This window comes from Streptomyces sp. NPDC047981 (genome assembly GCF_040653315.1).
In the GTDB taxonomy this organism is placed as follows: domain Bacteria; phylum Actinomycetota; class Actinomycetes; order Streptomycetales; family Streptomycetaceae; genus Streptomyces.
This window is the reverse complement of sequence record NZ_JBEZNQ010000042.1, coordinates 18109-36485: the sequence shown is the minus strand read 5'-3', so window position 1 is coordinate 36485 and position 18377 is coordinate 18109. Positions and strand designations below refer to the sequence as shown.

Genomic DNA, 18377 nt, shown 5'->3' with positions numbered 1-18377 from the left:
CAATGTGCGCGTATTACCGCCATGCTGCCGCCACGACCCCTCGCCGATCCGCTAAGGTAAGGCTTAGTTAGGTAACCCTTACCGGGTAGGCGGCTGCGGTGCGCCGTAAGCAGTTATCTCGATGTCGAGATAACTCTAGTGCATCCCCGCCGCTCGGTCATGCCCGGCATGCCTGTGAGACTCCGCATGCGTCGAGTCCGTCGAGTGCGTCGCATGCGTCGAGCGCGTGGCGCGGAACGTGCGGCGGTACGTGTCCGGTGGTACGCCGATGGTGCGGTTGAAGTGACGGCGCAGGGTCGTGGCCGTGCCCATGCCCGTGGCGGTCGCGATGGCGTCCACGCTGTCACCGGTCGCCTCCAGGAGTTCCTGGGCGTGGCGGATCCGCTGGGTCAGCAGCCACTGGAGCGGGGTGGTGCCGGTGACGGTGCGGAAGTGGCGGGTCAGGTGGCGCGCGCTCATGTTCGCCCGGCGGGCCAGGTCCTCCACGGTCAGCGGCTCGCCGAGCCGCTGAAGGACCCACGGGAAGAGGTCCGCGAGCGGGTGGTCGTCCTGTGCCGGGACGGGAGCCGTGACGAACTGCGCCTGGCCCCCGGCCCGGTGCGGGGGGACGACGAGCCGGCGGGCGATCGTGTTGGCGAGCGCCGAGCCGTGGTCGAGGCGGACCAGGTGCAGGCACAGGTCCATCGCGGCCGCCTTGCCCGCCGAGGTGAGCACGCTGCCGTTGTCGACGTAGAGGACGTCCGGGTCGACCTCCACGCGCGGGTACCGGGACGCGAGCACGTCGGTGTGCGCCCAGTGCGTGGTCGCGCGGCGCCCGTCGAGCAGCCCGGCCGCGGCGAGCACGAACGCGCCCGTGCAGAGCGAGGCCACCCGGGCGCCCGCCTCGTGGGCCGCGCGCACCGCGTCGACCAGGGCGGCGGGCGGGTCCACGTCGACGTCGGCCCAGCCGGGGACGATCACGGTGTCGGCGTGTGCGAGGCCCTCGAAGCCGCCGTCCGGCTCCAGCAGGAACCTGCCGAACCGGACGGGCGCGGGCCCGTGGACGGCGAGGCGGTAGAGGGGGTCGCCGAACACCTCGTACGCCACGGAGAGTTCGAAGTGCAGCATGCCGTCGGTGACGGCGAGGGCCACGGTGGCCGTACCGGGGCTCATGTCCGTTCCCACGTCCGTTTTCATGTCCGGAAGTGTACGGGGCATGTCGTTCCGGACACTCGTGCCCCGCGTCCCGGATTGCCAGACTCCTCGTATCGACACGGAGTAAGGACAAAGGGGTTCACATGGGTGCGGGTCAGACGGTCGCGGTGTTCGGGGCGTACGGGCACACCGGGCGGTTCGTGGTGGCGGAGCTCCTCGACCGCGGCTACGTCCCGGTCCTGGCCGGGCGTGACGCGCAGAAGCTGCGGGAGTTCGCGGCGTCCCTGCCGGGCGTCGAGACCCGGCAGGTCAGGCCCGCCTCGGTCGACGACCCGGCCGCGCTCGACCGTGCGCTGGCCGGCACCGCCGCCGTGATCAACGCCGCCGGGCCCTTCGCGACGACCGCCGGTCCGGTGATCGAGGCGGCGCTGCGGGCGGGCATCCCGTACGTGGACGTGGCGGCCGAGATCGAGGCCAACCTCGACACGTTCGCGCGGTTCGCGGAGCCCGCGCGGGCCGCGGACACGGCGGTCGTCCCCGCGATGGCCTTCTTCGGCGGCCTCGGCGACCTGCTGGTCAGCGCGGCGCTCGACGACCTGACGACGGCCGACGAGGTCCACGTCGCGTACGGCCTCAGCAGCTGGCACCCGACGGCCGGCACCCGCACGGCCGGCGCGGTCTCCCGGCAGCGCAGGGACGGCCGGCACGTCCGGTACACCCAGGGACGCCTCGTGTACGGCGACGACGCCCCGGCACCCCTGAAGTGGTCCTTCCCCGAGCCGCTCGGGGTCAAGGCCGTGATCGGCGACTTCACCATGGCCGACGTCGTCACCGTCCCCAGCCACCTGGCCGTCCCGGAGGTCCGTACGTACATGGCCGTCGAGGCGGCCAGGGACCTGGCCGCGGCCGACACCCCGGCGCCCGCGGCGGCCGACGAGCGGGGGCGCTCCGACCAGACCTTCCTCGTCGACGTCCTCGTGCGCGCGGGCGGCGAGGAGCGGCGCGCCACGGCGAGCGGCCGGGACATCTACGCCGTCAGCGCGCCGCTCGCCGTGGAGGCGGTCGACCGGCTGGTCACGGGCCGCGGCCGGACGGTCGGAGTCGCCTCGGCCGGGGCGATGTTCGACGCGCCGGACTTCCTCCGCGCCCTCTCCGCGCACCTGTCGGTGGAGCTGTAGCCCACGGCCCGAGGCCGAGGGCCGGGTCAGCCGTGCCAGACGCCCGTCGCCGCGGTCGTACGGACGTAGTCGGCGAAGTCGCGCGGCTCGCGGCCGAGCGCGCGTTGTACACCGTCGGCGAGTCGGGCGAAGCGCTCCTCGCGGATCCAGCCGTAGAGCGTGTCGAGGAGTTCCGCGTACTCCCCCGGCAGCCCCTGGCGCTCGGCGACGGCCGCGAACTCTTCCGATGTGACCGCGCGATGGGCGAGGTCCCGGCCCGTGGCGCGGGCGATCTCCGCCACGACCTCGTCGAGGTCGAGCAGGCGCGGCCCGGTCAGCCGGTACGTCTGCCCGGCGTGGCCGTCCTCGGTGAGGGCGGCGACCGCCACGTCGGCGATGTCGTCGGCGTCGACGAAGGGCTCGGCGCCCGTCCCCGTCGAGCTCACGAACTCGCCGTCGAGGAGCTGCCCCAGGTAGTACGGGTCCTCGCTGAAGTTCTGCGCGAACCAGGCCGGTTTCAGGATCGTCCAGGCCGTGCCCGACTCCCGTACCGCCCGCTCGCACGGCAGCTTCTCCTCTCCGTCCGGCACCACCCAGTCATGGGCGGAGAGCAGGACGAGCCGCTCGACCCCGCGCGCGGCGGCCAGCTGGGTGAAGGAGCGCATCGCCTCCGCCGCGTCCGCGGTCTGCGCGTCGACCAGATAGGCCGCGCGGACACCGGCGATGGCCGGCTCCCAGGTGGACTCGTCGGTCCAGTCGAAGCGGGTCGGTCCCTTGCGGGAGGCGGCGCGGACCTGGTGGCCGGAGTGCCGGAGGCGGGAGAGGACGCGGCGGCCGGTCTTGCCGGTGCTGCCGAGGACGAGGACGGGTGCGATCGGGGTGGTGGCGGTCGACGCGGTGGCGGTCGAGGTCGAGGTGACGGTCGAGGTGGTCGCCGTCGACAGGTCGGTGGTCATGCGTCGAGTCAAACGCGCCGACCCTGAGGCCTGGAATGGTCGATCCGCTCGATTCGATGTCTGAGCGTCTAGCCTTGCCGCATGGACGCGTTGGGGAGTCTGCTGTACGAGGTGAGGTCCGAGGGCGCGCTGTTCAGCCGGAACCACCTGGCGCCCCCGTGGTCGATCCGCTTCGCCGACCGCACCCCGCTCACCCTGGTGACGATGTTGCGGGGATCTGGCCTGGTCGACCCGGGCGACGGCACGCCGCCCGTCCAGCTCGGCGAGGGTGACGTGGCCGTCGTGATCGGCTCCGAGCCGTTCTCCCTCCGCGACGAGGCGGACTCGGGGGCGGCACCGGTGTACGTGCGGGAAGGCCCCTACCGGTGCACGACCGCGGACGGCGAGGAGATCGGCGAGGACATCGTGCTCGGGCCGCGGGTGTGCGGGAACAGCGCGAACGGCCCCGCCGTGCTGCTCACCGGCAGCTACCGGGTCGGCGGGCAGGTCTCGGAGCGGCTGCTGAGCGCGCTCCCCCGGATCCTGGTGGTCCGCCCGGAGGGTGGGCCGGGACCAATCCTGGAACTGACGGCCGACGAGATCGGCCGCGACGACCCCGGGCAGCAGGCGGTCCTCGACCGGCTCCTCGATCTGCTGCTGCTGTCCACGCTGCGGGAGTGGTTCAGCCGTCCGGAGGCCGATCCTCCGGGGTGGTACCGGGCGCTCGGCGACCCGGTGGTGGGCCGGGCGCTCCGGCAGATCCACGACCGGCCCGCGCGGCCGTGGACCGTGGCGTCGCTCGCCGAGGAGAGCGGCGTTTCGCGGGCGACGCTCGCCCGCCGCTTCACCGAGCTGGTCGGCGAACCCCCGATGGCCTACCTGACCGGCTGGCGCCTGGCGCTGGCGGCCGATCGCCTGGCACGCACCGACGAGACGGTGGAGGCGATCGCCCGACAGGTCGGCTACCGCAGCGCGTTCGGGCTGAGCGTGGCTTTCCAGCGGGTCCACGGGACCCGCCCCAGCCACCACCGCGCGGCGGCCAGGGCCCCCGCGGCCTGACGCCGGGCCGGGCGAGCCGCCCCGTACGGGCGCGGTGGAATTGCCGGGTTCGTACCGTGGGCCGAGGATCGCCACATGGGTATGTTCAACGGCGCGCACGTGATCCTCTACACGCCGGACGCGGACGCCGACCGGGCCTTCCTCCGGGACGTCCTCGGTTTCGACCACGTCGACGCGGGCGACGGCTGGCTCGTCTTCAAGCTGCCGCCGGCCGAGGTCGCGGTACATCCGACACGGGGTGAGCCGAAGCACGAGTTCTACCTCATGTGCGAGGACGTCACCGCGACGCTCACCGCCCTGGAGGATCGCGGCGCCGAGATCTCACGGCCCATCAGCGATCAGGGCTGGGGCCTGCTGGCCGCCGTACGCCTGCCGAGCGGGGCCGAACTGCCGCTGTACGAACCGCGTCACCCCACCGCGCACGACGCGTCACCCTGACGGCCCACCCCCACGCGAGCGTCATCTCATATCTGAGATAACGTGACGCCCATGGCAGACGACTACCTCGTACGCATCGGCAAGCTCATCCGTGACGCCCGTCAGCACCGTGGCTGGACGCAGACGCAGCTCGCCGAGGCCCTGGCCACAAGCCAGAGCGCCGTGAACCGGATCGAACGTGGCAACCAGAACATCAGCCTTGAGATGATCGCACGCATCGGCGAAGCACTCGACAGCGAGATCGTGTCCCTCGGTTACGCCGGCCCCATGCATCTGCGGGTCGTCGGCCGCCGCCGGCTCTCCGGGGCCATCGACGTCAAGACCAGCAAGAACGCATGTGTCGCGCTGCTCTGCGCCACCCTCCTCAACAGCGGTCGCACGGTCCTGCGCCGGGTCGCCCGGATCGAGGAGGTCTTCCGGCTCCTGGAGGTCCTCAACTCCATCGGTGTGCGCACCCGTTGGATCAACGACGGGGTCGACCTGGAGATCGTGCCTCCGGCCGAGCTGGACATGGACTCGATCGACGCCGAGGCGGCGATCCGGACGCGCTCGATCATCATGTTCCTCGGTCCGCTGCTGCACCGGATGGACCGCTTCAAGCTGCCGTACGCGGGCGGCTGCGACCTCGGTACGCGCACGATCGAGCCGCACATGATCGCGCTGCGCCGGTTCGGCCTCGACATCACGGCGACCGAGGGCCTCTACCACGCGCAGGTCGAGCCGTCGGTCTCCCCCGGCCGCCCGATCGTGCTGACCGAGCGCGGCGACACCGTGACGGAGAACGCGCTGCTCGCCGCGGCCCGGCACGACGGCGTGACCGTCATCCGCAACGCCTCCTCCAACTACATGGTCCAGGACCTCTGCTTCTTCCTGGAGGCGCTGGGCGTACGGGTGGACGGCATCGGCACGACGACCCTCACGGTGCACGGCGTCCCGAAGATCGACGTGGACGTGGACTACTCCCCCTCCGAGGACCCGGTCGAGGCGATGAGCCTGCTGGCCGCGGCGGTGGTGACCGAGTCCGAGCTGACGATCCGCCGGGTCCCGATCGAGTTCATGGAGATCGAGCTCGCGGTCCTGGAGGAGATGGGCCTCGACCACGACCGCTCGGCGGAGTACGCGGCGGACAACGGCCGCACGCGCCTGGTGGACCTGACGGTCCGGCCCTCCAAGCTGGAGGCCCCGATCGACAAGATCCACCCGATGCCCTTCCCGGGCCTGAACATCGACAACGTGCCGTTCTTCGCGGCCATCGCGGCGACGGCCCAGGGCAAGACCCTGATCCACGACTGGGTCTACGACAACCGCGCGATCTACCTCACCGACCTCAACCGCCTCGGCGGCCGCCTCCAGCTCCTCGACCCCCACCGCGTCCTGGTCGAGGGCCCGACCCGCTGGCGCGCGGCCGAGATGATGTGCCCCCCGGCTCTGCGCCCCGCGGTGGTCGTCCTCCTGGCGATGATGGCCGCCGAGGGCACATCGGTCCTCCGGAACGTGTACGTCATCAACCGGGGTTACGAGGAACTGGCGGAGCGCCTGAACTCGGTGGGCGCGCAGATCGAGATCTTCCGGGACATCTGACCGCTCCCAGAATCCACCCACGGCCACCCTCCCGACCTGCACGTGAGCGGGTCAGGAGGGTGGCCGTGCGCGGCTCAGCCGCGCGAGGGCAGGCGTGAGCCGTCCTGGGAGGGGGTCGGGGTCGGGGACTCCGTCCGGGGGGTCGAGGTATGCCTGGACGGTGGGGGGTCGGGGGTGGTTCGGGGGGACCGTACGGATTCTGACGTGGGGTCGGTGCTCGCCTCAGCCGTTCTTCCGGGGGCCGGGGTCGCCGACTCCGAGGGGCGGGGGTTGACCGGGCCCGGCGTCTTCTCGGGGGCGGGGGTGACGGCGGGTCCGCTCGTCGGAGGCGGGGCCAGGGGGATCGTGGGGGGTGTGGTCGTCTCGGGGGATGTCGTGAGGTGCAGCGGCAGCACGATGAGTGCGGCGGCGAACGACACGCCGAGCCCTGTGGCGGCTGCGCGCAGCCTCCGGCGGCGGGCGGCACCGCGTCGGATCTCCTCGAACCTGCCGGGCGGCGGGAGGAGATGGTCGGACGGCGGGCGCAGGAGGACCGCGACGGGATCGTCGGGTTCGAGGCCCGAGCTGTCGTCAGAGCGCGTGATCAAGGTTCCTCCCCAGGTGGGCGCGGAGCAGTTCTCGGGCCGCGTGGAGGTCGGCCTTGATGGTTCCTTCCTTGCGCCCGGTCAGCGCGGACACCTCTCGGACCGGCATGTCAGCGTAGTAGTGCAGCAGGATCGGGACGCGCATGCGTTCGGGCAGCGACTGCACGAGGAGCCGTACCGAGGGATCGGCCGGCTGCTCGGTGAGCGCGCCGGCGGCGGCTTCGAGGCCGGCGTGGCGTACGGCCTTGCGTTCGCGCTCCAGCTTGCGCCAGTGGTCCCTGACGATGTTGGCCGCGGTGACGTAGAGGAAGCCGCGGGGCTCCTCCACGGACGTCCAGCGGGCCCAGAGCCGGGTGAACGCCTCCGAGGCGATGTCGTGGGCGGTCTCGTCGTCGTCCACCAGGCGCCTGCACCAGCCGGCGAGGCGGGGGTAGAGGGCGGCGAACAGCTCGGAGGCTGCTGTGTCGCGTGACCGTTTCAACGCTCTCCAGGGATGCGTCGGGCTTCTTCGAGCTGCGTCGGACTTCGTGAGGGAGGAGCGCGGGCCGGGGGTGTGGGTTGCCTCGGCCCGCGCCGCTCGTCGGTGAATTCAGGGGGTGGTTGAGCTCAGCTCGGCGAAGACGACCACGTTGTCGCGGTAGCCGTCACCGCTGCGGGGGCCGCCGCAGGTGATGAGCCGGAGCTCGGGACGGTCCACGTCCCCGTACACGTCGTCCGCCGGGAAGTCGGCCTGAGGAACCGTCTTCACGGTGGTGACCGTGAAGACGGCCGTCGTGCCGTCCTCCCGGTGCGCCGTGACCGTGTCGCCCCGGTGCAGCCGGGACAGGTCCCGGAAGACGCCGTCGCCGTACCGGCCGACCGTGAGGTGGCCGACGATCACCGACGGGCCGTTCTGGCCCGGCGTCGGCGAGTGCCGGTACCAGCCCGCCAGGTCGTCCGCGACGACCGGGGGCACCTCCATGGTGCCGTCCGCGGCCAGCCCCACCCGCATGATCGCGGTGTCCACCCCGATGGCCGGGATCCGGAGGCGGGCCGGGACGGAGCGCGGAAGAGCCTTCACGGCCCCGGACTTCGCGTTCCCCGGTGTCGTCGCCGGCGCGGACTCGGGCGGTGCGAGGGCGGTACGGCTCGGGGTCGCGGGCCGGTCGTCGGCCCCGTTTCCGCCGCAGCCCACCAGCACGCACGCCAGGGCCGCGGCGGCGAACGCGCGCCTGGGGAGCGAGGTCACGCTCCGGTCGCGCGCCGACGGCGTACGACGAAGACCGCGCCCACGGCACCGAGCGCGGCGACGGCGCCCGTGCCCATGAGCGCGCCGCCGGTCCCCGACTGCTCGGACACCGGCGCCACTCCGGTCCTGGGGGCTCCTTCCGGTACCACGGAGACCTGACCGGGGGCGGGCTCCCGGACCGGCTTCTCGCTCCTCGTCGGCTCGGCGGGCGCGGGCGCCGGGGTGGCCTCGGCGCCGGCGCGGGTCGTGGGAACAGCGCTCGGCGCGGGGCCGTCGGCGAACGCGGGCAGCGCGCTCGCGAGGACGGCGCTACCGGCAAGTGCCAGCGTGGTGAGGACGGTTGAACGCATCAGTCGCTCTCTTTCGTCGGTCCGCCCGGCCGGGGACCCGGCGGGCTGGGCTTCGGATCGAGCAGAAAAACGACGGGCGTCGAGGGCGGGTTGTAAAAAGAAGGCAAAGTCGCGCGGTGCCGGTGCCGCCCGGGGCGGGCACGCGAGCGGTGCCCCGGGGCGAGCGTCCGGGAGCGAGGCGCTACGGGCGGACCCGCCGCGCCTCGAAGCGGCCCGGGGTCAGTTCCAGGGTGAAGCTGACCTGCTGGCCCTCGGACAGGACGTGGTCCTCCGTCTCGACGTCCTCGGCTCGGACGTAGACGGTGTCCTCGTCGCCGTACGGGGTGATGAACCCGTACCCGCCCTCCTGGTTGAAGTACGTCACGAGTCCCTTGCGTCGGCCGTTCACGGTGGACTCCCTCGGGCGGCTTGCACCTCCCTTCCATCTCACCTCCGGACGGGCCCCTTGGGAAGGTCCTCCGAGCGGTCACCTCGCTACGCGCAGTGACCGCGGCGGCTCGTCACTGCACGCGTTCGACCACGAAGACCGGGATCTCCCGCTCGGTCCCGCGCTGGTAGTCGGCGTAGTCGGGGAAGGCCGCGACCGCCCGCTCCCACCAGGCCTGACGCTCCTCGCCGGTCACGACGCGGGCCTTCATGTCCCACAGGTCCGTCCCGTCGCGCAGCTCGACCTGCGGGAAGGCGACCAGGTTGTGGTACCAGACCGGGTGCTTCACGGCGCCGCCGTTGGAGGCGACGAGCGCGTAGGCGCCCTCGTGCTCCACGCGCATGAGCGGGGTCTTGCGGAGCTTGCCGCTCTTCGCGCCGACATTGGTCACCAGGACGACGGGCAGGCCGCGCATGGTCGTACCCTCCGTGCCGCCCGACCCCTCGTACAGCTCGACCTGGTCCCGCACCCACTGCGTCGGGCTGGGTTCGTACGTTCCCTCAAGAGGCATGGCGCTCCCTTTCGCGTTGGTCGGGTCAGTCCATCAGAGAACCCCCTCCGCTGGGCGCCGGCGGAGTCGAATGTCCTGTTTTGAGCGTGTTGGCACGTGAAGCGGGCCACTCTCCGCGAGGCGTTGCGCATGGATCCCCGGAGCCAGGGCAGGCGGCCGGACCGCCGGCGTTACCGGCAGGGGGATTCACAGGAACGAAAGGCCCTACGCGACGTGACCGCAGCACAACAGACCATCCACGTGGGCGGAGAGTGGCGCGCCGCGCTCTCCGGCGCCACGCGCGAGATCATCGATCCCGTCGACGCGACCGTCTTCGCCGTCGTGGCGGAAGGCGGGGCGAAGGACACCGATGACGCCGTGGCCGCGGCACGCGCCGCGTTCGACGACGGTTCGTGGCCGCGTACGCCCGTCGCCGAGCGCGCCGCCCTGCTGCGGCGGGTCGCCGGCCTCCTGGAGCGCGACCGGGAGCGGATCGGGGCCCTGGAGAGCCAGGACGCCGGCAAGACGCTCGAGGAGGGGCGCGTCGATGTCGACTGCGTCCGCGACGCCTTCCTGTACTTCGCCGACCTCGTCGAGAAGGAGAGCGGCGGGCGGGTCGTCGACGCCGGGTCCGCCGAGATCCACAGTGTCGTCGTGCAGGAGCCCGTCGGGGTCTGCGCGCTCATCACGCCGTGGAACTATCCCCTGCTCCAGGCCAGTTGGAAGGTCGCGCCGGCCCTCGCGGCGGGCAACACCTTCGTGATCAAGCCGAGCGAGATCACTCCGCTGACCACCGTCGTCCTGGTCGAACTGCTCATGGAGGCCGGGCTGCCGCTCGGCGCCGCGAACATCGTCACCGGTCCCGGCGAGACCGTCGGCGCCCGGCTCGCCGAGCATCCGGACGTCGACCTCGTCTCCTTCACGGGCGGGATCGTCAGCGGTACGAAGGTCGCGAGGGCCGCCGCCGACAGTGTGAAGAAGGTCGCCCTCGAACTCGGCGGCAAGAATCCCAACGTCGTCTTCGCCGACGCCTGTTCCACGCCCGAGGGCTTCGACACCGCTGTCGACCAGGCGCTCAACGCCGCCTTCATCCACAGCGGCCAGGTCTGCTCCGCCGGCTCCCGCCTCATCGTCGAGGAGTCGCTGCGCGACCGCTTCGTCGCCGAACTCGCGCGGCGGGCCGAGCTGATCCGGCTCGGCCGCGGCACCGACGAGGGCGTCGAGTGCGGGCCGCTCGTCTCCGCCGCCCAGGTCGCGCGGGTCGAGGGGTACGTGGCCTCCGCGCTCGGCGAGGGCGCGGTGCTGAGGGCGGGCGGCGAGCGGCCCGACGGGCCGGGGTACTTCTTCCGGCCCACCGTGCTCGACCGCTGCCACCGGCGCATGCGGGTCGTCCGCGAGGAGGTCTTCGGACCCGTCCTGACCGTGGAGACCTTCCGCACCGAGGAGGAGGCCGTCGCCCTCGCCAACGACACCGAGTACGGCCTCGCCGGCGCCGTGTGGAGCTCCGACGAGGACCGCGCCCGCCGGGTCGCGGCCCGGCTGCGGCACGGCACCGTCTGGATCAACGACTTCCACCCGTATCTGCCGCAGGCGGAATGGGGCGGCTTCGGCAAGTCCGGCATCGGCCGGGAGCTCGGCCCGAGCGGCCTCGCCGAGTACCGCGAGGCCAAGCACATCTACCAGAACCTCGCCCCGCGCCCGGTGCGCTGGTTCGCCGGCACGACCGAGAAGGACCAGGCATGAACGACCAGAACGTGTACGACTACGTCGTCGTCGGTGGCGGCACCGCCGGTTCCGTCATCGCGTCCCGGCTGACCGAGGACCCGGACGTGAGCGTCGCCGTCATCGAGGGCGGCCCCAGCGACGTCGGCCGCGACGACGTCCTCACCCTGCGGCGCTGGATGGGGCTGCTCGGCGGCGAGCTGGACTACGACTACCCCACCACCGAGCAGCCCCGGGGCAACTCGCACATCCGCCACAGCCGTGCGCGGGTGCTCGGCGGCTGCTCCTCGCACAACACGCTCATCGCGTTCAAGCCGCTGCCCGGCGACTGGGACGAGTGGGCCGAGGCGGGCGCCGAGGGGTGGGACGCGGCGGCCATGGACCCGTACTTCGGGCGGCTGCGCAACAACATCGTGCCCGTCGACGAGGCCGACCGGAACGCCATCGCCCGGGACTTCGTCGACGCGGCGCAGAGCGCGCTCGGGGTGCCGCGGGTGGAAGGGTTCAACCAGCAGCCCTTCCACGAAGGAGTCGGGTTCTTCGATCTCGCCTACCACCCGGAGAACAACAAGCGGTCCTCCGCGTCGGTGGCCTATCTGCACCCCTTCCTGGACCGGCCGAACCTGCACATCGCCCTGGAGACCTGGGCGTTCCGGCTGGAACTCGAAGGCACCCGCGCCACCGGCGTGCACATCCGTACGAAGGACGGCGCGGAGCATGTCGTACGCGCCCGGCGCGAGGTACTCGTGTGCGCGGGCGCGGTGGACACCCCGCGGCTGCTGCTGCACTCCGGCATCGGGCCGCGCGCCGACCTGGAGAAGCTCGGCATCCCCGTCGTGCATGACCTTCCGGGCGTCGGGGAGAACCTGCTGGACCACCCCGAGTCCGTCATCGTCTGGGAGACCCACGGTCCGATCCCGGAGAACTCGGCGATGGACTCGGACGCCGGGCTCTTCGTCCGGCGGGACCCGGCGGAAGAGGGGCCGGACCTGATGTTCCACTTCTACCAGATCCCCTTCACCGACAATCCCGAGCGCCTGGGCTACGAACGGCCCGCGCACGGCGTCTCGATGACCCCGAACATCCCCAAGCCGCGCAGCCGCGGCCGGCTCTACCTGACGAGCGCCGACCCCGAGGTCAAACCCGCCCTCGACTTCCGGTACTTCACCGACGAGGACGACTACGACGGCCGGACCCTCGTCGACGGGATCCGCATCGCCCGGCGGATCGCGGCGAGCGAACCGCTCGCCGGCTGGCTGAAGCGCGAGGTCTGCCCGGGCCCCGAGGTCACCTCCGACGAGGAGCTCAGCGCCTACGCCCGGCACGTGGCCCACACCGTCTACCACCCGGCCGGCACCTGCCGGATGGGTGCCGTCGACGACGAACTCGCCGTCGTGGGCCCCGATCTCAGGATCCGCGGCCTCGACGGCGTCCGGATCGCCGACGCGTCCGTCTTCCCGACCATGACCACCGTCAACCCGATGATCTGCGTGCTCATGGTCGGCGAGAAATGCGTCGATCTGCTGGGAGGCAGCACACGATGAGTACCAGTCCGACCAACCCCGTCTTCGCCGTACGTGACCTGTGGAAGGTCTTCGGACCGAAGGCCGACCGCGTGCCCGCCGACCCGGAACTCGCCGCCCTCGACGCCGCCGCGCTGCGCGAGCGGACCGGCTGCACCGCTGCCGTCCGCGAGGTCTCGTTCGACGTCCGCAAGGGTGAGGTCTTCGTCGTCATGGGCCTGTCCGGCTCGGGCAAGTCGACGCTGGTCCGCTGCCTGACGCGGCTGATCGAGCCGACCTCGGGCGCGATCTCCATCGACGGCGAGGACGTGCTGTCCATGGACGCCGGCCGGCTGCGCGAACTGCGCCGGCACCGGGCGGCGATGGTCTTCCAGCACTTCGGGCTGCTGCCGCACCGTTCGGTGCTCGACAACGTCGCCTACGGTCTGGAGATCCAGGGCGTCGGCCGTGGTGAACGGCGCGAGCGGGCCGCGGAGTTCGTCGCCAAGGTGGGCCTCGAAGGCATGGAGCACCGCAGACCGGGCCAGCTCTCCGGCGGCCAGCAGCAGCGGGTCGGGCTGGCCCGGGCGCTCGCCGTGGACCCCGAAGTCCTTTTGTTCGACGAGCCGTTCAGCGCGCTCGACCCGCTGATCCGCCGGGACATGCAGGAGGAGGTCGTCCGCCTGCACCGCGAGGAGGGCCGGACGATGGTCTTCATCACGCACGACCTGACCGAGGCGCTGAAACTCGGCGACCGCATCGCGCTGATGCGCGACGGCCGCGTCGTCCAGCTGGGCACGCCCGAGGAGATCGTGGGCTCCCCCGCCGACGCGTACGTCCGGGACTTCGTCCGGGACGTCCCGCGCGAGCAGGTCCTGACCGTGCGCTCGGCGATGCGCCCGGCGCTCGACGAGGACGAGCGCGCGGCGGGCCCGGCGCTCGCCCCGAGCGCCACCGTCCACGAGGCCATCGAGGCCGTGGCGCGTACGGGCGAGAACGCGCGGGTCGTCGAGGACGGGCGGTGTCTCGGGGTGGTCGACCACGCGGCGCTCCTCGGCGTCGTCGCCGGGGTGCCGGCCGCCGGCTCGGGGAAGGCGGTGGCCTGATGCGCGCCCCGACGACCTGGCCGCCTGGCGGCCCGATCCGTGTGAAGACGCCCGGGCGGTGGGGCCGATGATCGCCACCACCGTCACCTCCGCCTCGCCGGGCGGCGCCGGGGCCGCGCTGCGCGCGCTCGCGCGCCACCGGGGGCGGCTCGTGGGGGCGGGCGTGGTGCTCGCGCTCGTCCTCGGCTCCCTGCTGCTCGGCGGCGGAGGCTGGCCCTCGGCCCTCGCCGTCGACGTGTCGGGACCGCTCGGCCGCACCAGCGACTGGATCATCGACAACCGGGACGGCCACCCGCTCTTCCTGTACGTCCTCGGGCACGTCAGCAACGCCGTGGTCGTCTCCGTCCGCGCGGTGTACCTCCTGCTGCTCGCGCTCGGCTGGGCGGGCGTGACCGCCGCCGCCGGACTGGTGGCCTGGCGGGTCGCCGGGGTCCGGCTCGCGCTGACGTCCGTCGCCGCGTTCGCCGCCTGCGGGCTGCTCGGCATGTGGGTGCCCACCATGCAGACGCTCGCCCTGATGGTGGTCGCCGTCGCCGCCTCCGTACTGCTCGGCGGGCTCCTGGGCCTCGCCGCCGGTCTTTCCGACCGGACGCACCGGGCCCTGCGCCCGGTCCTCGACACCATGCAGGTGCTGCCGGCCTTCGCGTATCTGCTGCCCGTCGTCCTGGTCTTCGGCATCGGCGTCCCTGCGGCCGTGCTCGCGACCGTCGTCTACGCCGCCCCGCCCATGGCGCGGCTCACCGCGCTCGGGCTGCGGGGCGCGGACGCCGGAGTCATGGAGGCGGCCGCCTCGCTCGGCGCGACCGGCAGGCAGCGGCTCCTGACGGCCCGGCTGCCGCTGGCCCGCAAGGAGCTGCTGCTCGGCGTCAACCAGTCGATCATGATGGCCCTCGGCATGGCCGTCATCGCGTCCGTCATCGGCGCCGGTGGCCTCGGAGACCGGGTGTACCAGGCGCTGGGCTCCGTCGACGTCGGGGCGGCGCTCGCCGCCGGGGTGCCGATCGTGCTGCTGGCCGTCGTCCTGGACCGGGTGACCGCCGCCGCGTGCGGGCGGATCGGCGCGGCTCAGGACCACCGGACGGGACCGACCTCGGCCCGGCTCGGCTGGGCCGTCGCCCTCGCGGCGACCGCCGTCGTCGCCGTCGCGGGCCGCCTCGCCGACCGGCTCGCCTGGCCCTCGGCCTGGACGGTGGACATCGCCGGACCCGTCAACACGGCGGTCGACTGGATGACCGCCCATCTCTACTCCGGGGTGCCCCTCGTCGGCGGCACCGCCGACTGGGCGGCCCGGTTCACCACCTGGGTCCTCAACCCGCTGCGCGACGGAATGCAGTGGCTGCCCTGGTGGGCGGTCCTGGTCGCCGTCGGCGCGCTCGCGCTGCTCATCGGCACGTGGCGCACGGCCGTGACCGCCGTCCTCGCGATGGCCGCGATCGGGGTGCTCGGCGTCTGGGACCCGGCGCTCGACACGCTGTCCCAGGTCCTGGCCGCGGTGGCGGTGACCCTGCTGCTCGGCGTCGCCCTCGGGGTCGCCGCGGCGCGCAGCGCCCGTCTGGGCCGCGCGCTGCGCCCGGTCCTCGACGTCTTCCAGACGATGCCGCAGTTCGTGTACCTGATCCCCGTGGTCGCGCTCTTCGGGGTGGGCCGTGCCCCGGCGGTCGCCGCCGCCGTGGTCTACGCGCTGCCCGCCGTCGTCCGGATCACCGCGCAGGGGGTGCGCGCGGTGGACCCGGCCGCGCTGGAGTCGGCGCGCTCGCTGGGCGCGACCGGGCGCCAGCAACTCCTCCAGGTCCAGCTGCCGCTGGCCAGGCCCGCGCTGCTGCTCGCCGTCAACCAGGGCGTGGTCCTGGTCCTCGCCGTGGTCGTCATCGGCGGGCTCGTGGGCGGCGGGGCGCTGGGCTACGACGCGGTCTTCGGCCTGGCCCAGGGCGACCTGGCGACCGGTCTGGTCGCGGGCGCGGCGATCGTCTGCCTTGGCCTGATGCTCGACCGTGTCACGCAGCCGACGCAGCGCCGTGACCTCTCCGGAAAGGGGGCCTGAGATGGCTCGTACCCGTATCGCCGCACTCGTGACGGCCGCCGCCCTGGTGGCCGGCCTCACCGGTTGCGGAGCAGCCGACATGACCCGCCAGGCCTCGCCGTTCGCCGACGCGGAGAGCTCCCGCACGGTGACCCTGTCGGTGCAGTCGTGGGTGGGCGCCCAGGCCAATGTGGCCGTCGCCCAGTACCTCCTGGAGCACGAGCTCGGCTACCGGGTGGACACCGTGCAGATCGACGAGGTGCCCGCCTGGGACGCGCTCAGCCAGGGCCGGGTGGACGCCATCCTGGAGGACTGGGGCCACCCGGAGCAGGAGGAGCGGTACGTCGAGGGCAAGGGGACGATCGCGCGGGGCGGCGACCTCGGGGTGACCGGCCACATCGGCTGGTTCGTCCCGACGTACTTCGCCGAGCAGCACCCGGACGTCACCGACTGGAAGAACCTGAACAAGTACGCCGACCGGCTCCGTACCGCGGAGAGCGGCGGAAAGGGCCAGCTGCTCGACGGCTCGCCGTCGTACGTGACGAACGACAAGGCGCTGGTGAAGAACCTGGACCTCGACTACGAGGTCGTGTTCGCGGGCTCGGAGGCGGCGCAGATCACCCAGATCAAGCAGTTCGCCAAGGAGAGGAAACCGTTCCTGAGCTACTGGTACAAGCCCCAGTGGCTGTTCGAGAAGGTCCCGATGACGGAGGTGAAGCTGCCCGCGTACACGGAGGGCTGCGACGCCGATCCGGAGAAGGTGGCCTGCGCGTACCCGCACACCCCGCTGCAGAAGTTCCTCAACGCCCGCTTCGCGGCGGGCGGGGGTGACGCGGCCGCGTTCCTGAAGAAGTTCCGGTGGACGACCGAGGCGCAGAACGACGTCGCGCTGATGATCGCGGAGCAGAAGCTGTCCCCGAAGGAGGCGGCGGAGCGCTGGGTGAAGGAGAACGAGGCGACCTGGCGGGCCTGGCTCCCGTCCTGACGCGCCGGCCGGAGGTCAGTTCGGGGCCGCCGGGTGGCTGCGGAGCTTCTTGCGGAGCGTACGGGTCTCGGGGTGCTTGGGCCCGTAGGCGGCGTCCAGGATCGCGAAGCTGTCGTCGTACCACTGGCGGGCCTGCTCCGGGCCTTCGGTGAGGAGGGCCACGTCGCCGAGGCGCTCGCAGAGGGTGCTCAGGGCGCGCTGGGTCGCCAGGTCGCGGGGGTCGTCGCCGAGGAGGGCGCGGCGCAGGGACAGCGACTCGTCGTAGTGGGCGCGGGCGGCTTCCAGGTCGCGGCGGATCAGGGCCAGGTCCCCGAGGCGCTCGTACTGGACGCCGAGGTCGCGGCGCGCCTGGGCGTCGCCCTTCAGCTCGGTCGCCAGTTCACGGCGTACGGCGAGGGCGCGGGCGTACCAGCGGGCGGCCTCGTCGAGGTCCTGGCGTTCCGCCGCCAGCAGGCCGAGGCGTTCCTGGAGGACGCCCAGCTCCCGGCGGTCGGCCGGGTCGAGCGGGCCGGCCTCGACGATGTCCTCGGCGAGCGCGAGAGCCGTCGTGAAGCGGTCGCGCGCGGTGTCCCGGGCGGCGGGCCCGCCGGTCCGCAGGGCGATCTCGCCGAGCGCGGACTCGCCGAACCTGAGGTCCCGCAGCAGCCGGATGTCGTCGGGGTTCTCCTCGCGCAGCCGGCCGGCGATGGCGAGGCCCTCCTCGTAGGCCTGAGCGGCCTGGTCGAGGCGGTCGGCGCCCACCCAGAAGTCGCCGTACTTGTTGAACGACAGGCTCAGGTCCCGCCGGGTGGAGAGGTCGGGGAACTGCTCCGCGAGCCGGATCGACTCCGCGAGCATCCGCTCGTAGTGCCGCCGCGCCTCGCGCGGCCTGCCCTTCCGCAGGGCCTGGTCACCGGCCTGCTCGGCCGAGGAACAGCTGTCGACGAGACCTTGCCGGACCCGGACCGCATCCCATCTCGTCATCGAACCCCCACGTGCGTGAACTCTGGCTGACCGGGATCACTATCCCCGGCGCCGGGGCCCCGCGAATCGCCCTGGGGCGAAGCTTCCACCAGTGTTCACCCGGCGGTCGTGGGCAGGCCGGCAGGTGCGGGCGGGCGCCGCGTCGGCGGCCCGCCCGCACCGGCCGCCGACTACTTCAGGGCGGCGATGGCGGCCTCGTAGTTCGGCTCGGTGGCGATCTCGCCGACGAGCTCGGCGTGGAGCACCGTGTCGTTCTCGTCGAGGACGACGACCGCGCGGGCGGTCAGGCCGGCCAGCGGGCCGTCGGCGATGTCGACGCCGTAGTTGGCGTGGAAGTCACGGTCGCGCAGGGTGGAGAGCGTCTGCACGTTCTCCAGGCCCTCGGCGCCGCAGAAGCGGGACTGCGCGAAGGGCAGGTCCGCGGAGATGCAGAGCACGACGGTGTTGTCCAGGTCGGCGGCCTTCTCGTTGAACGCGCGGACCGAGGCGGCGCAGACGCCGGTGTCGATGCTCGGGAAGATGTTGAGCACCTTGCGGCGGCCCGCGAAGTCCTTCAGCGAGCTGTCCGACAGCTCCTTGGCGACGAGCGAGAACGCCGGAGCGACGCTGCCGGGGGCGGGCAGTTCGCCGTTGACCTGCACGGGGTTGCCCTTGAACGCGATCTGGGCCATGGGGAAGCTCCCTCGGAGAGTGACT

The 18377-nt window shown here is 72.6% G+C and carries 19 protein-coding genes; 9 read left to right on the top strand and 10 right to left on the bottom strand.

What is annotated here, in order from left to right; genetic code table 11:
* Positions 1–135 precede the first annotated feature (135 nt).
* The gene (locus AB0E14_RS24135; protein WP_362421693.1) at positions 136–1176 is read right to left on the bottom strand and encodes a helix-turn-helix domain-containing protein; all 1041 of its coding nucleotides are present in this window, start codon (positions 1174–1176) and stop codon (positions 136–138) included.
* A 101-nt stretch (positions 1177–1277) separates the two neighbouring features.
* On the opposite strand from AB0E14_RS24135, the gene AB0E14_RS24130 reads away from it, so the two are divergent.
* Positions 1278–2312: a saccharopine dehydrogenase NADP-binding domain-containing protein gene (locus AB0E14_RS24130; RefSeq protein ID WP_362421690.1), complete on the top strand. Its 1035-nt coding sequence runs from the start codon at positions 1278–1280 to the stop codon at positions 2310–2312.
* Between the two features lie 26 nt (positions 2313–2338).
* Here the strand turns inward: AB0E14_RS24130 and AB0E14_RS24125 are convergent, their stop codons facing one another.
* Positions 2339–3247: an NAD(P)H-binding protein gene (locus AB0E14_RS24125; protein WP_362421688.1), complete on the bottom strand. Its 909-nt coding sequence runs from the start codon at positions 3245–3247 to the stop codon at positions 2339–2341.
* An 81-nt stretch (positions 3248–3328) separates the two neighbouring features.
* Here AB0E14_RS24125 and AB0E14_RS24120 point away from each other — a divergent pair, with 81 nt between their 5' ends.
* The 3 genes from AB0E14_RS24120 (at position 3329) to AB0E14_RS24110 (ending at position 6304) form a co-directional block, all read left to right on the top strand.
* On the top strand, positions 3329–4285 hold the full coding sequence (locus tag AB0E14_RS24120; RefSeq protein WP_362421685.1) for an AraC family transcriptional regulator: 957 nt from the start codon (positions 3329–3331) through the stop codon (positions 4283–4285).
* A gap of 81 nt (positions 4286–4366) precedes the next feature.
* Positions 4367–4723: a VOC family protein gene (locus tag AB0E14_RS24115; protein ID WP_362421763.1), complete on the top strand. Its 357-nt coding sequence runs from the start codon at positions 4367–4369 to the stop codon at positions 4721–4723.
* Between the two features lie 51 nt (positions 4724–4774).
* On the top strand, positions 4775–6304 hold the full coding sequence (locus AB0E14_RS24110) for a UDP-N-acetylglucosamine 1-carboxyvinyltransferase (RefSeq protein WP_362421682.1): 1530 nt from the start codon (positions 4775–4777) through the stop codon (positions 6302–6304).
* Between the two features lie 74 nt (positions 6305–6378).
* Here the strand turns inward: AB0E14_RS24110 and AB0E14_RS24105 are convergent, their stop codons facing one another.
* From AB0E14_RS24105 to AB0E14_RS24080, 6 genes are all read right to left on the bottom strand, one after another.
* The gene (locus tag AB0E14_RS24105) at positions 6379–6891 is read right to left on the bottom strand and encodes a hypothetical protein (RefSeq protein WP_362421680.1); all 513 of its coding nucleotides are present in this window, start codon (positions 6889–6891) and stop codon (positions 6379–6381) included.
* Positions 6875–7369 (bottom strand): RNA polymerase sigma factor, encoded by a 495-nt coding sequence (locus tag AB0E14_RS24100; protein ID WP_362421678.1) that lies wholly within the window; start codon positions 7367–7369, stop codon positions 6875–6877. The genes AB0E14_RS24105 and AB0E14_RS24100 overlap by 17 nt, the downstream gene beginning before the upstream one ends.
* Positions 7370–7477: 108 nt before the next feature.
* Positions 7478–8116 carry a class F sortase gene (locus AB0E14_RS24095; protein ID WP_362421676.1) on the bottom strand — a complete coding sequence of 213 codons (639 nt, stop codon included), beginning with the start codon at positions 8114–8116 and terminating at the stop codon, positions 7478–7480.
* Entirely contained in the window at positions 8113–8466 is a 354-nt protein-coding gene (locus AB0E14_RS24090) for a sortase-dependent protein (protein ID WP_362421674.1), read from the bottom strand. The genes AB0E14_RS24095 and AB0E14_RS24090 overlap by 4 nt, the downstream gene beginning before the upstream one ends.
* A 181-nt stretch (positions 8467–8647) precedes the next feature.
* Positions 8648–8854 carry a cold shock domain-containing protein gene (locus AB0E14_RS24085; RefSeq protein ID WP_362421672.1) on the bottom strand — a complete coding sequence of 69 codons (207 nt, stop codon included), beginning with the start codon at positions 8852–8854 and terminating at the stop codon, positions 8648–8650.
* Positions 8855–8966: 112 nt separating this feature from the next.
* On the bottom strand, positions 8967–9404 hold the full coding sequence (locus AB0E14_RS24080) for a nitroreductase family deazaflavin-dependent oxidoreductase (protein ID WP_362421670.1): 438 nt from the start codon (positions 9402–9404) through the stop codon (positions 8967–8969).
* Between the two features lie 213 nt (positions 9405–9617).
* On the opposite strand from AB0E14_RS24080, the gene AB0E14_RS24075 reads away from it, so the two are divergent.
* The 5 genes from AB0E14_RS24075 to AB0E14_RS24055 all read left to right on the top strand — a co-directional run bounded on the left by AB0E14_RS24075 (position 9618) and on the right by AB0E14_RS24055 (position 16718).
* A complete protein-coding gene (locus tag AB0E14_RS24075) occupies positions 9618–11126 on the top strand; it encodes an aldehyde dehydrogenase family protein (RefSeq protein ID WP_362421668.1) in 1509 nt (502 codons plus the stop codon).
* Positions 11123–12649: a GMC oxidoreductase gene (locus AB0E14_RS24070; protein ID WP_362421666.1), complete on the top strand. Its 1527-nt coding sequence runs from the start codon at positions 11123–11125 to the stop codon at positions 12647–12649. The genes AB0E14_RS24075 and AB0E14_RS24070 overlap by 4 nt, the downstream gene beginning before the upstream one ends.
* On the top strand, positions 12646–13713 hold the full coding sequence (locus AB0E14_RS24065) for a glycine betaine/L-proline ABC transporter ATP-binding protein (protein ID WP_362421663.1): 1068 nt from the start codon (positions 12646–12648) through the stop codon (positions 13711–13713). Before AB0E14_RS24070 ends, AB0E14_RS24065 begins: the two co-directional genes overlap by 4 nt.
* Before the next feature lie 67 nt (positions 13714–13780).
* Positions 13781–15754: an ABC transporter permease subunit gene (locus AB0E14_RS24060; RefSeq protein WP_362421660.1), complete on the top strand. Its 1974-nt coding sequence runs from the start codon at positions 13781–13783 to the stop codon at positions 15752–15754.
* A gap of 1 nt (position 15755) precedes the next feature.
* Positions 15756–16718, top strand: coding sequence for an ABC transporter substrate-binding protein (locus tag AB0E14_RS24055; protein WP_362421657.1), 963 nt, complete (start codon positions 15756–15758; stop codon positions 16716–16718).
* A 15-nt stretch (positions 16719–16733) separates the two neighbouring features.
* On the opposite strand, the gene AB0E14_RS24050 is transcribed toward AB0E14_RS24055, so the two are convergent.
* Together AB0E14_RS24050 and tpx are read right to left on the bottom strand one after the other, a co-directional pair.
* Complete coding sequence (locus AB0E14_RS24050; protein ID WP_362421654.1) at positions 16734–17681, bottom strand: tetratricopeptide repeat protein; 948 nt, start codon at positions 17679–17681, stop codon at positions 16734–16736.
* 170 nt (positions 17682–17851) lie between these two features.
* Positions 17852–18352: a thiol peroxidase gene (tpx, locus tag AB0E14_RS24045; RefSeq protein ID WP_362421652.1), complete on the bottom strand. Its 501-nt coding sequence runs from the start codon at positions 18350–18352 to the stop codon at positions 17852–17854.
* Between the last annotated feature and the right edge of the window lie 25 nt (positions 18353–18377).

Excerpts from the sequence above, each read along its gene's own strand:
- AB0E14_RS24135 (WP_362421693.1), bottom strand. The coding sequence starts at position 1,176 with ATGAAAACGGACGTGGGAACGGACATGAGCCCCGGTACGGCCACCGTG.
- AB0E14_RS24130 (WP_362421690.1), top strand. The coding sequence starts at position 1,278 with ATGGGTGCGGGTCAGACGGTCGCGGTGTTCGGGGCGTACGGGCACACC.
- AB0E14_RS24125 (WP_362421688.1), bottom strand. The coding sequence starts at position 3,247 with ATGACCACCGACCTGTCGACGGCGACCACCTCGACCGTCACCTCGACC.
- AB0E14_RS24120 (WP_362421685.1), top strand. The coding sequence starts at position 3,329 with ATGGACGCGTTGGGGAGTCTGCTGTACGAGGTGAGGTCCGAGGGCGCG.
- AB0E14_RS24115 (WP_362421763.1), top strand. The coding sequence starts at position 4,367 with ATGTTCAACGGCGCGCACGTGATCCTCTACACGCCGGACGCGGACGCC.
- AB0E14_RS24110 (WP_362421682.1), top strand. The coding sequence starts at position 4,775 with ATGGCAGACGACTACCTCGTACGCATCGGCAAGCTCATCCGTGACGCC.
- AB0E14_RS24090 (WP_362421674.1), bottom strand. The coding sequence starts at position 8,466 with ATGCGTTCAACCGTCCTCACCACGCTGGCACTTGCCGGTAGCGCCGTC.
- AB0E14_RS24080 (WP_362421670.1), bottom strand. The coding sequence starts at position 9,404 with ATGCCTCTTGAGGGAACGTACGAACCCAGCCCGACGCAGTGGGTGCGG.
- AB0E14_RS24070 (WP_362421666.1), top strand. The coding sequence starts at position 11,123 with ATGAACGACCAGAACGTGTACGACTACGTCGTCGTCGGTGGCGGCACC.
- AB0E14_RS24065 (WP_362421663.1), top strand. The coding sequence starts at position 12,646 with ATGAGTACCAGTCCGACCAACCCCGTCTTCGCCGTACGTGACCTGTGG.
- AB0E14_RS24060 (WP_362421660.1), top strand. The coding sequence starts at position 13,781 with ATGATCGCCACCACCGTCACCTCCGCCTCGCCGGGCGGCGCCGGGGCC.
- AB0E14_RS24055 (WP_362421657.1), top strand. The coding sequence starts at position 15,756 with ATGGCTCGTACCCGTATCGCCGCACTCGTGACGGCCGCCGCCCTGGTG.
- AB0E14_RS24050 (WP_362421654.1), bottom strand. The coding sequence starts at position 17,681 with ATGACGAGATGGGATGCGGTCCGGGTCCGGCAAGGTCTCGTCGACAGC.
- tpx (WP_362421652.1), bottom strand. The coding sequence starts at position 18,352 with ATGGCCCAGATCGCGTTCAAGGGCAACCCCGTGCAGGTCAACGGCGAA.